Annotated in this window: 9 protein-coding genes; 1 reads left to right on the top strand and 8 read right to left on the bottom strand. The window is 62.3% G+C overall.

Annotated elements, in window-relative coordinates:
- Position 1 precedes the first annotated feature (1 nt).
- The 8 genes from ACP7E3_RS27400 to ACP7E3_RS27365 form a co-directional block, all read right to left on the bottom strand.
- Positions 2-418: a hypothetical protein gene (locus tag ACP7E3_RS27400; RefSeq protein WP_108526160.1), complete on the bottom strand. Its 417-nt coding sequence runs from the start codon at positions 416-418 to the stop codon at positions 2-4.
- Complete coding sequence (locus tag ACP7E3_RS27395) at positions 415-1,068, bottom strand: hypothetical protein (RefSeq protein WP_132849955.1); 654 nt, start codon at positions 1,066-1,068, stop codon at positions 415-417. Before ACP7E3_RS27395 ends, ACP7E3_RS27400 begins: the two co-directional genes overlap by 4 nt.
- A gap of 237 nt (positions 1,069-1,305) precedes the next feature.
- Entirely contained in the window at positions 1,306-1,551 is a 246-nt protein-coding gene (locus ACP7E3_RS27390; protein WP_057006026.1) for a DUF2789 domain-containing protein, read from the bottom strand.
- A 65-nt stretch (positions 1,552-1,616) separates the two neighbouring features.
- Entirely contained in the window at positions 1,617-2,204 is a 588-nt protein-coding gene (gene cysC, locus ACP7E3_RS27385; protein ID WP_046385115.1) for an adenylyl-sulfate kinase, read from the bottom strand.
- The gene (locus ACP7E3_RS27380; RefSeq protein ID WP_128192269.1) at positions 2,188-3,702 is read right to left on the bottom strand and encodes a TolC family protein; all 1,515 of its coding nucleotides are present in this window, start codon (positions 3,700-3,702) and stop codon (positions 2,188-2,190) included. Before ACP7E3_RS27380 ends, cysC begins: the two co-directional genes overlap by 17 nt.
- A 40-nt stretch (positions 3,703-3,742) precedes the next feature.
- On the bottom strand, positions 3,743-10,717 hold the full coding sequence (locus ACP7E3_RS27375) for an Ig-like domain-containing protein (RefSeq protein ID WP_426124969.1): 6,975 nt from the start codon (positions 10,715-10,717) through the stop codon (positions 3,743-3,745).
- Positions 10,718-10,768: 51 nt separating this feature from the next.
- A complete protein-coding gene (locus ACP7E3_RS27370) occupies positions 10,769-11,602 on the bottom strand; it encodes a sulfotransferase family protein (protein WP_017845533.1) in 834 nt (277 codons plus the stop codon).
- 118 nt (positions 11,603-11,720) lie between these two features.
- A complete protein-coding gene (locus ACP7E3_RS27365; protein WP_426124967.1) occupies positions 11,721-13,334 on the bottom strand; it encodes a glycosyltransferase family 39 protein in 1,614 nt (537 codons plus the stop codon).
- Positions 13,335-13,536: 202 nt separating this feature from the next.
- On the opposite strand from ACP7E3_RS27365, the gene ACP7E3_RS27360 reads away from it, so the two are divergent.
- Complete coding sequence (locus ACP7E3_RS27360) at positions 13,537-14,124, top strand: phage tail protein (RefSeq protein ID WP_046385118.1); 588 nt, start codon at positions 13,537-13,539, stop codon at positions 14,122-14,124.
- The last annotated feature ends 39 nt before the right edge of the window (positions 14,125-14,163 follow it).

Genomic DNA, 14,163 nt, shown 5'->3' with positions numbered 1-14,163 from the left:
ATCAGCACCTTTTGCTCCACCGCCAGACGCTCCAGACTTTCACTGCCTCGGATACAACAACTAACGCAGCCATTAACACCACGTTGTAGTTGGGAACAAGCTGAGCACCCACTAGCAACAGCGAAACAGAAGGCACAATAAAAGCCAATCGCAAGGGTGTTTGAAGGTAAGTAATCCACCTCACCTGTTCACGTCCAAGAAAGAACAGCAAGCACGAGATCACAATGGAAACTTGCAGCAGCATGGCAAAGCCGAACATGAATAACTGCACAACGCTATGATCACGCAGCACCCATAAAGCACTTTCAAGATCACTTAAATATGGAATCCTTCCCTCTATTGCGCTGGCCACTGCATAGCGAATCAGATAAAGGGCATCCATGGCTCCCCAAAACCATAAGATCTGTTTGCGTGTCATTTTTTAACATCCTTGTATTCATAGGCCACATCAGGTGTTACAGGTTGCCAGTGCCAGGATTTTCCACCCTGTAGCCAATTGTCATCCCCTTCCAGATAGCGTTGTTTGATATGCCGTAGATCACCATACCGCCGCTCAACCGATCTGTGAGTGAGCTGATCATCGCGACTGTCAAGCCGCACCCACCGTTGAGTCATAACCCTAGTGGTGTTCGCGAGATCCTTGCCATCCGATAAGAACATTCGCCCCTCATCACCCATGGAAACTAATCGATTAGCCACCAATAGTGCGGCGTTTTTAATGCCATCGTAATCGATGCTGACCTTTTCCCACTTACCCGGTCCGATATAAAGCCGACGGCCCATCAGATGCCCGTATTTAACGCGACACGCTCTACTTAAAGGAACGAAGGGATGATCCGTCACGAATAACCAATCACCTGCCGCGAGTTTATCCAACACTCGCCTTTGATCTTTTTCCCCAGAACAAAAAACAGGGGAAATATTGCATTCACCAAGAAGTTCACTCAGTCCCTGCAACGCATAAGGCGCACGGAAAAACTCCCTTACTTTGCTGCCGGCAAAATAGGGACTCTCGATTTTTGTGAGGTCATATTGTTCAATTTCAGCGCGGGGGATCAGTCGTTTCATGTTGTGTTCAGAATAAGGAGTCAGCCCCTGTTGATAAGGGTTCCTCACTCTGCCCACCATCATCCACTTCCTATTAGTCGATAGGAAATTTCCCAACCTCGTGTATCACCCACCCCAGCGCGCAGGTCGATTGCCATGGTGCGAAGCTTTCCAGAAAAAATTAACTGGGCCGCTTACAGCCCATTTTTTTACCGCACACCAATTTTTTTACATTACGGTATTTCATCAAAGATTTTTTTACACCTTTCGACCAAACCGCAACAACAGGTTCAACTCATCCACCACTTCAGCCCAATCCGCATCCTCCAGAATTTCCTCACGCAAAAACGCTTTCTGGCTATCCGTCCAGAAAAACGCATCGGCCAGTTTCAGGTCCGCCTTGAGCGGTGAGTGCGCGGTGACGAACTGCTCGATGCCGACGGGGTCGTCGGCCAGGCCGAGTTGTTTGAACAGGGAGGGCAAGCTGTGTTCAGGCGATTGCATGATGAGCTCCGGATAGATGGGTTTATCCGAGTCTAGCCCTCACCCACGGCAGGCGCGAGCTTGCGCTACAGGGTTTGCAACCAGGCCTGCAGTTGTGCGACGCATTGCTGCACGGATAGCTGGCCGGTCTCCAGGACCAGGGCGGCTTGCGGCGGTGGTTCGTAGGGTGAGCCGATGCCGGTGAACCCCGGCAGTTCGCCGCGTCGGGCGCGGGCGTAGTGGCCTTTGGGGTCGCGGCGTTCGCAGATGTCCAGTGCGGCGTTGCACCACACTTCCCGATAGTCCGCGCCCAGGCGTTCGGCGAGTACCGCGCGTAATTCGACCAACGGCGCGATCAGCGCCAGGATCACGATTTGCCCGTTGTCCACTAGCAACGCCGCCAGTTCGGCGGCGCGGCGGATGTTTTCCAGGCGGTCGCCGTCGGCAAACCCCAGGTCTTTGTTCAAGCCGCCACGCAAGGCATCGCCGTCGAGCACGATGCTGTGTCGGCCTTGTTCGAACAACGCCGCCTGCAGCCCTTGGGCCAGGGTCGATTTACCCGACGCCGGCAGGCCAGTCAGCAGGATCGCCACGCCGCGATGACCGTTGCGAGCCTCACGCTGGGCACGCGTGATGCTCGCGGTCGGTGCCACCAGGTTACTTGACGGCGGCACGGGGCACCGGGGCGGCGATGTTGCCGGCGGCCCATGCCGATTCGCGGCCGGCCAGCGCGGTGGCGATGGACTGCACGCGGTCGGAATCGACCTGCTCCGGCAACGGGTCGAGCCCGGCGCTGGCGAAGATCTGGCCGTAGGCGTTGCGCAGGTCGGCGTAGGCCAGGTCGCGGCGCAGGTCGGCTTGCAGGGTATTGAGTTCGCCCTGGATCAGGTCCAGTTCGCCCAGGCCTGCGGCTTGGTGACGGTTGCGCAGTTGGGTGAGGATCTGCCCGTCGATGTCGGCCAGCTGTTCGTTGGTCTTGAACTGGCGCACGGCGTCCTGGAAGTTCGCGTTGGCGACGTAGAGTTGCGCCAGCACCGCGATGGACATGGCCTGGCGCCGTGCGGTGGCGACTTCTTCGCCGGCCTTGGCGACGTCGATGGCCGCCGGGGCGGAGAGCACGTTGAACAGGTTCCAGGTGACCTTGGCGCCGTAGTCGGCCCAGCGGTTGTCCACCAGGAACGAGTTGCTGTCGTAATGCCCACCGGCCGAGAATTCCAGGCCCGGCAGCAGGCGCAGCATGGCCTTGCGGGTTTCGGCGGCGCTGATGCGGGTCTGGTAGTCCTGCTCGCGCAGTTCAGGGCGGTTGGCCAGGGCTTCCTGTTCCAGGCTGGCGAAGTTGACCTTGAGCTGCGGCACGGCGTAGTCGTCCGGCGTGGCCAGCTTGAGGTCGGTGCCCATGGGCAGGTTGATCAGGGTCGACAGTTCAGTCTTGGCCAGGGAGAGCGCGCGGCGCTGTTCCTGCAATTGGCGCGTGGCTTCGATCAGCGAGCGCTGGTAGCCCAGGGCCTGGATCGGGTCGCCGATACGCTGCTCGCTCATGCTTTGGCTGTTGCTCTGGGCCTGGTCGACCCGCGCCATCAGGCTGTCGATCTGGGTCAACAGGCGTTCGGCCGCGACCGCCCGCCAATAGGCCGAGCGCACGTCCTGGACGATGGTGTTGATCACCTTGCGGCGCCGCTCCTGGACGATCAGGCGTTGGTCGCCTTGCTGTTTGGCACTGATGTAGCTGACGCCAAAGTCGAGGACGTTCCACACCATGGTCAGGTCGGCCACGCGACGGTCGCGGTCCTGGGATGTCGACGGTTCCAGGGACTGGGTGCCGGTGCGAACACTCTGGCTGCTGGAGGCGTTGGTGTTGTTGCGCCCGGCGTAACCGGCGGACAACGCCATGCGCGGCAGCATGTCGAAACTGGCGAGGTCGAGTTGGCGCTTGGCCAGGGCCTCCTCCATGATCTTCAAGCGCCCTTCGAGGTTGTATTTAACCGCCCGGGCCATGGCCTGGTGCAGTGTCAACGGGCCGTTCAATGGCTCCTGATCCTTGTACATACCGTGCAGGTCGCTGCGGGCTCGCTGCTCGCTGACACTGCGCTCAATCGGCTCGCTGGTGACCGCACAACCGCTGATCGCCAGCGCCAGCACGCTGGCGCCGAACAACTTATGAACTGTATTCATCCTTGGACTGCCCCTGTTACTGCGCCTTGATTTAAGTGTGTCAGGCCTGCATTTCGCTGATGCCGACCTGTTGCAATGCCTTCGCCAGGTCAATCACCTGACGCTGTTCCACGTCTTTGATCTGCTGCAATTGCTGGCCCAGGGTCGGGGCGCCGAACACGCCCCGCAGGCCTTGGGCCGCGTCACCGCCGCCCTGGATCGCTCGGCTGTCGAACGCCTTGAGGCCACTGTCCCCGCCGCCACTCTCACGATTGAACAACCCCGACAAGGTGCTTGAACCAAACACGCCGCCATCGCCGCCGCCAAAACCGAGGAAGCCCTGCGCGCCGCCGTTCGCGCCACTGTCGCTGTTGAACACCTGGGCAATGAAGCTGGGCGCCAAGGCACCGTTGCGAATGAAGATGTTACCGATAGGCGGCAAGCCCGCGCCCATCTCGCGCTGTTCGAACAACGCCGGGAAGCCAATGGGTGAACCCAGGTCGCCCACGGGCCGGCCAAACACGATCGGTTGCAGCGGCACATCCGGCGCGCCGGGTGGCGGTGCCGGCTCGGTGACGCGGAACAGCGGGTCGCCGGTCAGGGCAATGATGTTGATCGCGTAGTTGTTGGAATTGGCATAACCGCTGCCGGCGTTGCCCGTCATGTCATTCACCAGGCCGGTGTCGAGGGTGATGAAGTTGCTCGGGTCGTTGAGGTTGGCCGTCGGTGTGAGGGTCGCGGTCCAGGTTTTGCCGCCGTCGTTGCTGGCCAGGTTGGACAAGGTGCCATTGGCCACGCTGAGGTCATCCAGCGCGAAGCCGCTGACTTTTTCACTGAAGGTAAACGTGACGGTGGTGGTCTGGCCGACGGTCAGGTTCGGGTTGGCAATGGTGATGGTCGCCGTCGGGCGTTCGCCATCGATCACAAAGTTGTTCGAAATCGCAATGCCGCTGCCGGCGTTACCGGCAGCATCGTTGACCTGGCCGGCGTCCAGCACGATCACGTTGGTCGCATCGGTAATCGCCGCCGTCGGGGTCAGGGTGGCGGTCCAGGTTTTGCCGCCATCGTTGCTGGCCAGGTTGGACAGCACGCCGTTGGCCACGCTCAGGTCAGACAGATCGAAACCGCTGACGGCCTCGCTGAAGCCGATGGTGACGGTGGTGGTCTGGCCGATGCCCAGGGTGCCGTTGGCCACCGAAATGGTCGCGGTCGGGCGCTGGGTATCAATCGCATAGTTGTTCGAATCGGTGCTGCCGCTGCCCGCGTTGCCGGCGGCGGTCTGTACGCCGCTGTTGTCCAGGCTGATCAGGTTGCTGGTGTCGGTCACGTCGGCCGTCGGCGTCAGGGTCGCGGTCCAGGTCACGCCGCCGTCGCTGGAGCCCAGGTTGCTCAGCACGCCGTTGGCCACGCTCAGGTCGGCCAGGGTGAAACCGCTGACAGCCTCGGAGAAGGTGATGGTCACCGGGGCGGTCTCGCCGGCCTTGAGGGCGGTGTCGCCGACCACGATAGTCGCCGTCGGCAGCACGGTGTCGATGCTGTAGTTGGCCGAGTCGGTCGTTCCCGTACCGGCGTTGCCGGCCAGGTCGGCAATGCCGGTATTGGCCAGGGTGATCACGTTGCTCGCGGCGCGGATACCCGCCGCCGGTGTGAAGAGAGCCGTCCAGGTGATGCCGCCGTCGCTGCTGCTGACCGCGCTCAGGGTGCCATGGGCGACGTTCAGGTCGCTGTTGTCAAAACCGCTGACGGCTTCCGAGAACGTGACCGTGACCAAGGAGGTTTCGCCGGCACTCAATACAGGGTCGGCCATCACGATGGTCGCCGTTGGCCGCTGGCTGTCGATGGTGTAGTTGTTCGAGTCGGTGGTGCCGCTGTCGCTGTTGCCCGCCAGGTCGGCGATGCCGGTGTTGTCCAGGGTGATCACGTTGCTGGTGTCGGTGATGCCGGACGTCGGGGTGAACGTCGCGGTCCAGGTCACGCCGCCGTCCGCGCTGCTCACGGTGCTCAAAGTGCCGTTGTTGATCGTCAGATCGGCGTTGCTGAGCCCGGTTACCGCCTCCGAGAAGGTGATCACCACCAGTGAGCTGTCACCCACGCCGAGGGCCGGGTTCGCGACCACGATGGTGGCCGTTGGGCGCACGGTGTCGACGGCGTAGTTGTTCGAATCGGTGGTGCCGCTGCCGCTGTTGCCGGAGCCGTTTTGCACACCGCTGTTGTCCAGGGTGATCACGTTGCTGGTGTCGCTGATCGCGCTGCTCGGCGTGAAGGTGGCTCTCCACGTCACGCCGCCGTCGTTGCTGCTGACGGCGGTCAGCGTGCCGTTGGCGATCGTCAGGTCGGCGTTGGTAAAACCGCTGACCGCTTCGGAGAAGGTAATGGTAACCAGCGAGGTGTCGCCGATTTTCAGGGCATTGTCGGCGACGACGATGGTTGCGCTCGGCTGCACCGTGTCGATGGTGAAGTTGCCCGAGTTGGTGACACCGCTGCCGGCGTTGCCGGCCAGGTCGGTGTAGCCGGCGTTGTTCAGGCTGATCAGGTTGGTGGTGTCGCGGACGTTGCCGGTCGGTGTGAAAGTCGCCGTCCAGGTCACGCCGCCATCCGCGCTGCTGACTGTCGAGAGGGTGCCGTTGGGTGCGTTCAGGTCGCTGTTGTCAAAACCGCTGACGGCTTCCGAGAACGTGACCGTGACCAGGGAAGTTTCGCCGGCACTCAACACAGGGTCGGCCATCACGATGGTCGCCGTTGGCCGCTGGCTGTCGATCATATAGGCGTTGGACGACGTGGTGCCAGACCCGACGTTACCGACGCCGTCGACCACGCCGGTGTTATCCAGGACAATGTGATTGTTGTTCTGAGAGACGCCTGCCACAGGCGTCAACGTCGCGGTATAGGTGATGTTGTCGCTGGTGCTCAGACTGCTCAGGGTGCCATTGTCGGTGGTCAGATCGGCCAGGCTGAACCCGGTCACTGCTTCGCTGAAAGTGATGGTCACCAGCGACGAGCCGCCGATCCCCAGGTGGTCGTTGTTCACCACCACCGTCGCGGTCGGACGTTGGGTGTCGATGGCGTAGTTATTGGAATTGCTGGTGCCGACGCCGACATTACCCGACACCGCCGCCTGGACACCGCTGTTGTCCAGGGTGATCAGGTTGGTGGCGTCGCTGATCGCGCTGCTCGGGGTGAACGTCGCGCCCCAGGTAATGCCGCCGTCGCTGCTGCTGACCGCGCTCAAGGTGCCATTGGTGATCGTCAGGTCGGCATTGCTGAAACCGGTCACGGCCTCGTTGAACGTAATCATCACTTGGGAGGAGTCACCGATTTTCAGCGTCGGGTTGGCCACCACGATGGTCGCCGAAGGCAACACCGTATCGACGGTGTAATTCGCCGAGTTGGTGGTGCCCGCGCCTGCGTTGCCGGACAGGTCGGCGATGCCGGTGTTGGCCAGGGCGATCACGTTGCTCGCGCTGTTGGTGTTCGTCCCTGGGGTGAAGGTCGCGGTCCAGGTGATGCCGCCGTCGGCGCTGCTCAGGCTGCTCAGGCTGCCGTGGCTTGCCGTCAGGTCGGCGAGGGTGAAGCCGGTCACGGCTTCGCTGAAGGTGATCGTCACCAGCGACGTTTCGCCAGCGGTCAGCGCCGGGTCGGCGACCACGATGGTCGCGGTGGGGCGCACGGTGTCGATGACGTAGTTATTGGAGTCGCTGGTGCCGGTGCCGGTGTTGCCGCTGGTGTCGCTATAGCCGGTATTGTCCAGGGTGATGACGTTGGTGGTGTCGGTGAGGTTTGCACTCGGCGTGAAGGTCGCGGTCCAGGTGATGCCACCGTCGTTGCTGCTCACCGCACTCAGGGTGCCATTGGACACCGTCAGGTCGACATTGGAGAAACCGACCACGGCTTCCGAGAAGGTAATGGTCACCAGCGAGGTCTGGCCAATGCCCAGGGAGTTGCTCGCAACCACCAGGGTCGCGGTCGGACGCACGCCGTCGATGGCCACGTTGTTCGACGTGGTAGTGCCGCTGCCGGCGTTGCCCGCCACGTCCTGGACCCCGGAGTTGTCCAAGGTGATGTGGTTGCTCGCGCTGACGATACTCGCCGTCGGGGTAAAGGTGGCGGTCCAGGTGGTACCACCGTCGTTGCTGCTGACCGCACTCAGGGTGCCATTGGACACTATCAGGTCGGCGTTGGTGAACCCGGTCACGGCTTCACTGAAGGTGATGGTCACCAGCGAGGTCTGACCGATGCCCAGGTTGGTGTTGGCGAACACGACAGTCGCGTTCGGCCGCGCGGTGTCGACCGCATAGGTGTTGGAATTGGTGGTGCCACTGCCGGCGTTGCCCGCGCCATCACTGACCGCGGTGTTGTTCAGAGTGATGACATTGCCGGTATGGGAGGCCCCAGGGGTCGCAGTCAGGGTTGCGGTCCACGTGAGACCACCGTCGTTGCTGCCCAAGTTGCTCAGGACGCCGTCGGCGACCGTGAAGGCGCCGACGGTGAGCCCGGTGACCGCCTCGCTGAAGGTGATGGTCACCAGGGACGTGTTACCGCTGATACTCAGTGCGGTATCGGACACCACAATGGTCGAGGTCGGCAGCACCGTGTCGATCGCATAGGTGTTGGACGTGGTCGTGCCGGTACCGGCGTTGGTCGCGGTATCGGTATAGAGGGTGTTGTCCAGGGTAACGACATTGCCGCTGCTGCTGTTGCTGGCGCTTGGTGTCAGGGTCGCGGTCCAGTGGATATTGTCACTGGTGGTCAGGTTGCTCAGGGTGCCGTTGGACGCCGACATGTCAGTAAGGCTGAAACCGCTCACCGCTTCGCTGAAGGTAATGTTCACCGTCGAGTTGACCGTGGTGCTCAACGTCGGCGCAACGACCGTAACGGTCGCGGTTGGGCGCACGGTATCGATGCTGAAGGTGTTGGACGAGGTGGTGCCGGTCCCTGGTGTCCCCGTCGACGTGGCGGTGACGCCGGTATTGTCGAGGACAATCTGGTTGGTGGCGCTGGTCACGCTCGCGCTCGGCGTAAAGGTCGCGGTGTAGGTGATGTTGTCGCTGGTAGTCAGGGTGCCCAGGGTACCGTTGCTGATCGTCAGATCGGCGCTGGTAAAGCCGGTCACGGCCTGGTTGAAGGTAATGGTCACCTGCGAGGTGCTGCCGATGTGCTGCGCGGTGTTGCTGACCACGATGGTCGCGACCGGGGCCGGATTGTAAGCGGTGTTCGCCGTTCCGCCGATATCGTTGAACAGACCGTTGACTGCTGTGGGTTTGCTGCCCGCCGAGGCGTTGGTGGCCAAGCCACCGTTACCACTGGCACCGGTGTTGGCCGAACCGCCCAGCGCCGCGAAGTTGGCCGCCGTGATCAATACCGTGCCTTTGTTCCAGATGGCACCGACACCCAGGCCACCGTCACCGCCATTCAGAGTAGTGCCGCTGCCGGCCGCCGAACCACCACCGCCGCCGCCGCCGGCACCGATGTTACCGGTAATCGAGCTGGTGCCGACGATGGTCAGGGTGGCGCCGCTGGCGTTGTAGATACCGCCAGCCGCTCCGCCGCCCTTGCCACCGGCACCGTTCCAGCCGGAACCGCCACCGCCACCGCCGATCGACAAGCCACCAGAGGCCGCTGTGCCGCCAGCGGAACCGTTGGTATAACCGTAGGTGCCGGTCGAGCCGGCACCACCGCTGCTTGAGCCGCCGTTGCCGCCCATGGTGCTGTAGCCCCCACCCTTCCCACCCTGGTTGGCGGTGCCCGCAGTTCCGGCGTAGACACCGCTCCCGTTGCCGGTATTGCCACCACGCCCGCCGTTGCCTCCGCCCACCGCGCCGCCGCCGCCACCGGCACCGCCGAAATTGCCATTGGTCACACCACCGCCACCACCGCCACCCGAGGCTGCGTTCTCTGTCACGCTGACGTTATTGAGGGTCAGGTTACCGAAGTTACTGATCCCCGCCCCGAGCAAATTGGCCGCGCTAATACCGCTACCGCCATTGCTGCCGTCGCCAGCCGCCAGGCCCTTGGTAATGACCAGGCCGTCCAGGGTCGCGGTGACACCGCTGTTAACCTTGAGCACCTGGGTCTTGTACTGCCCGCTGATGGTCACATCGGCAACACCATCGTTGTTCAGGTCGCCGTCGATGGTCAGGTTTTTAGCGATGACCAACTGCGTGTCCAGATTGACCGTCATGCCCGGGGTGCTGAAGGTGACGGTCTCGCCGACACCCACATCGGTCAGGGCCTGGCGCAGTGTGCCGGCACCGCTGTCTGCGGCGCTGGTCACCGTGATGTTTGCCAGGCCGTATTGGTATGCCGACATCGCCTGGTACGACAACGCCGTATGACTTTCGATGGAGCCGGTGGCGACTTCCAGGGTCCAGTCGCCGCCCAGGCCGGTGCGGTTGGTGGACGCGGCAACATCGCGCCCGGTCAGTTGCGCCAGGGAGTCGACAAAGTTGATGCCTTTGTCGCCAGCGGCGGTGTTGCAGGCGTAGATCAGGATATCGCCGCCCACGTTCATGTCCTGGCCGATCTGCGCCAGCACTTCGCTGCGGGCCGCGACGTTGTCGGCGGACAAATAGGTACTGCCCAGCCACAGATCACCGGCATTGCCGTGGGCGATGATCTGCACCGAGCTGACGCCCTGATGGCTGCCCAGGTAATCGGCGATCTGCTGCAGGCCGTCCTTGCTCGCATCCAGTTGCACCACTTGGGTGCCGGGTGCGACGCCTTTGAGCAGCTCGGCGGAATCCTTCACGCGGGCATCGACAAACACCACGCTCTGCCCCGGCACGGCAACCGGTGCGGGGGTGGCGGGCGCGTCGGACTGCGCGTGGCTTTCGCTACCGGTGGCGGCGTGTTCGGTGGTCGTCGGCGCCTTGGCCGCAGCATCTGCGGTGGCGTGGCTGTCGGCCTGGGCCGCATCGGCCACGGTGGCGGCCACTGCGCCGTCGAACAGCATGCGCGGTTCCAGGGACATAATCATCGGCGTCGCCAGGGTGCTGGCATTGGTTGTTGCTGGCCGTGCCTTAAGGTTGTTCCACCACATGCTGCTCACCCGTCGGTCGAATGCTGATTTGCGCAATGAAAAAAACCGCAATCAACTGATCGCGGCATCGGCTTTGGTACGGATCACATTGGCGGCGCTGGAAGTGCCATCACGCCAAAAAGACATATGCGCGAACTGCTCGAAGAGATCGGGCGGCAGGATGGTCCGCCGGGGCTGCAGTTCCACCTTCGGCTTGACCCGATGCAAACCGCTCACGCCGAGGGCGTCGTCGAAGTCCGGCGCGTCGTAGCTCAGGTGCTCGAAATCGTGCTCGAACCAGGGCTCGCCGATAAATTCGTAGACCAGCCGCATGACCCGCTCGGGGGCCTGGGAGAGCAAGTCGTAGTCGACCACCAGCATCGAGTCGGCATGTTCGCCGTAGTACGCCTCTTTGAGCGCCGACCAGGCGTACCCCACCAGGCGATTGCGCTGGCCAAGGGTTTCGACACGGCTGTAGACGGTGTTGCGCTCGACGTCGTCGTTGAACAGCTTGGTGTTTTCGAAGGGGTTGGCGCGGTACACACGCTCGAGGCTGTCCATGATCCACGCCACATTACGCACGCAGGCGATCACCTTGGCCTGGGGGAACAGGTCGTGCAGCGCCGGCATGCGGGCGCACCATTGGCGATTGGTGTCGAACACCACCGGCACAGGGGCGCGGTCGGCGTAATAGGCATCGAACAACCCGCGCAGCAAGCGGCGCCGGGTATTGGCATCGATGACCGAGCCGAACTCGCTGCCGGCACTGCATTGCCCCAGCACGCCGTTGAACAGAGTGCCCACGGGGCTGCTCATGCCAGCGTGAAAGCGCGGGTTCTGCAAGAGGATCGCAGACAGCAGCGTCGAACCGGAGCGGGGCAAACCGGAGATAAAGTGATACTGCATCCCTTCACCACTTTTGTAGGACAAAAATCCATTTGTATACGAATCGTAACTGATGATTACAAAGTTCACTAGTGGTCAAATGCCACTGTTTTGATATTCCTTTCATTCCAAATGGATATTAGCGGCAGGCCTCTGGCTGCGAAGGCTCTGGGCCGAGGCATAGCACGAATAATCGCGCCCTGGCACCGCCCCCGTCCCGCTGCATTTTTTCACGCCATCCGTCCGGTAGCGGCGCAAAATCGTCCGGTGCTTCGTTGCTGCTGATCAGCCAGACACGCTGGGTATCGGCCGGTAATGCCGACAAACGGTCGAGGTAAATACGCCCGCCGTCCTGATCCACCAGCGTGCCAAAACCATAGGAGTTCGGCCGCGTCGGCGTGCCATCCGGTTTGGGCGGGGTGTAAAGCTGCAATTGGGCGTCGGTCCGGTCGTAATACACGTAGCTGAGGTACCACAGCATGTCGCTGAGGACGATGCGGTCACCTTCCTGGTAGTTGCGATTGACGAACTCCACCGGCACGTTGAACTGATCATCCACATCCACGGTGGCATTGTTCTTCACCCCCAGCAGTTCCACACCGACGCACAGCACGAACAATGCCGCGCCCAGCCATGAAAGACGTCCGGGCAGGCGGTCGATGGCCAGCGCCAGGATGATCGGCAAAGCCAGGGCATAGACGGTGAGGTAACGCTCGATAAACACCGACGAGATAAACGACACCCCGTACACCAGTAGCAACGGCAGCAAGAAAAACAGCGCCAACAGACCGGCCGACCGGTAGCGCGTCTGATCGCGCCAGGCGCAGACGCCGACCACGGCCACCAGCAGCAGCGGGAATGACCAGAACAGCACAGGCGATAAGCCAAGACCCTCGTCCTGCAACATGAACTGCCAGATCATCGACGGCACGGAGAACAGGTTGATCGGCTCTTCCCAGCCGATGTCGCCGCCGACCTTGAGCTGTTCGACATGCTGCACCAGGCCCACCAGGTTCGGCAGCCAAGGCAGGTACACCAGCACGATCGCGACGTTGGCCACCCACCAGGCCGGACGCGTGATCAAGCGCCGACCGGGGGGCTGGGACGCACTCAACAGGCCCAGCCAGGCCCAATGCACCAACACACACAACGCGGTGAAGTAATGGGTATAGAAACCGGCGGCCATCAGCAGCCCATACCCCAGCAGGTAGCGCGTGCGCTCGGGTTGGCGCACCCAATACACCAACGCCAGCGTCGCGCCCAGCAGCCACACGCCGAGCAGCGAGTACATACGCACTTCCTGGCTGTAGCGCACCGCGCTGGGAAACAGCGCCAGCAGCACACCCGCCAGCACGGCGGCACGAAGGGTGGACAACTGCCGCGCAAGGCAGATGCCCAGGCCCACCACGACCACACCGGGAATCGCACTCATGCTGCGAATCGACCAGATGCCGTCGCCGAACAGCTCGATCCAGCCGCGCAGCAAGAAGAAATACAACGGCGGATGTACATCGTGGGCGGCGTGAAACCACAGGTCGGTCGCCGCATATTGGCTGAGCAGCAGGCTCGAGCCTTCGTCGCCCCAGATCGCCGCGGCCGTCAGGCCATAAAAACGCACGGCCAGCGCCAGCGCCAGAATCGGCACCCACCATAACTGGCGCAACCAATCGCCACCTTCACGGGCCTTTGCGAGGCGATTGACAGCAGAAATCACCCCAACTTTGTCGTCTTGCTCTACCACAGACCGTCGCACCCCGATTCCCCCGCCACTGCCCATTTCCAGGGCCAAACCTGCGCATGCGCAAACAAGCGCCACTCTAGGACAAAAGCCCCGGATTCGCTCGTTGTTTCGCAACCGGCAGGCAGCGCTCAAAACCTGCGTCTACGCTCTGCGATGAAGCCGGATCGACTGGCTTTATATCCCCTTGAACAGCTCACACAAGGATGAACGATTCATGGAAGTATTCATCGGCACCATCCAACCTTTCGCCTTTAATTTCGCCCCAAGAAACTGGGCCTTCTGCGCCGGCCAGCTCCTGCCCATCAGCCAATACCAGGCGCTGTACGCGCTGATCGGCACGACATATGGCGGGGACGGCACGCAAACCTTCAAGCTGCCTGACCTGCAAGGTCGCCTGCCCATCGGCCAAGGCAATGGCCCGGGCCTGTCGCAGCGGTTGATCGGCGACGTCGACGGCGTCGAAAGTGTGATGGCCACCCAGGCCAACCTACCCACGCACACCCATAGCACGGCGGCGCTGGCAGTCAGCGCGGCGGTGCAACTGGCCGCCACCGCCAGCAACCCGCTTACAGCGCCGAGCGCCGCCAACGCGTTTATCGGCGCCTCCGGCGGCGGGCCGGGCAGTGCCTCGATCTTTTCCGACCAGCAGGGCGCCAGCCCGGTACCGCTCAAAGGCGTCAGCACGAGCTTGACCGGCACGCTGGCCTTGGCCGGCCAAGGGTTGCCCATGGACACGATGAACCCGTTCCTGGTGATCAACTTCAGCATTGCCCTGAACGGGGTCTTCCCGTCACGCGACTGACCCGCACCCGGGCCGGGGCACTTGGGCCTCGGCCTCTCT

The sequence above is a fragment of the Pseudomonas sp. PSPC2-3 genome, assembly GCF_049898265.1.
Classification (GTDB): domain Bacteria; phylum Pseudomonadota; class Gammaproteobacteria; order Pseudomonadales; family Pseudomonadaceae; genus Aquipseudomonas; species Aquipseudomonas veronii.
Note: the sequence above shows the minus strand (reverse complement) of the source record. Positions and strands in the feature narration are given on the sequence as shown.

Coding starts and splice junctions, on each gene's coding strand:
- ACP7E3_RS27400 (WP_108526160.1), bottom strand. CDS start 418: ATGACACGCAAACAGATCTTATGGTTTTGGGGAGCCATGGATGCCCTT.
- ACP7E3_RS27395 (WP_132849955.1), bottom strand. CDS start 1,068: ATGAAACGACTGATCCCCCGCGCTGAAATTGAACAATATGACCTCACA.
- ACP7E3_RS27390 (WP_057006026.1), bottom strand. CDS start 1,551: ATGCAATCGCCTGAACACAGCTTGCCCTCCCTGTTCAAACAACTCGGC.
- ACP7E3_RS27380 (WP_128192269.1), bottom strand. CDS start 3,702: ATGAATACAGTTCATAAGTTGTTCGGCGCCAGCGTGCTGGCGCTGGCG.
- ACP7E3_RS27375 (WP_426124969.1), bottom strand. CDS start 10,717: ATGTGGTGGAACAACCTTAAGGCACGGCCAGCAACAACCAATGCCAGC.
- ACP7E3_RS27370 (WP_017845533.1), bottom strand. CDS start 11,602: ATGCAGTATCACTTTATCTCCGGTTTGCCCCGCTCCGGTTCGACGCTG.
- ACP7E3_RS27360 (WP_046385118.1), top strand. CDS start 13,537: ATGGAAGTATTCATCGGCACCATCCAACCTTTCGCCTTTAATTTCGCC.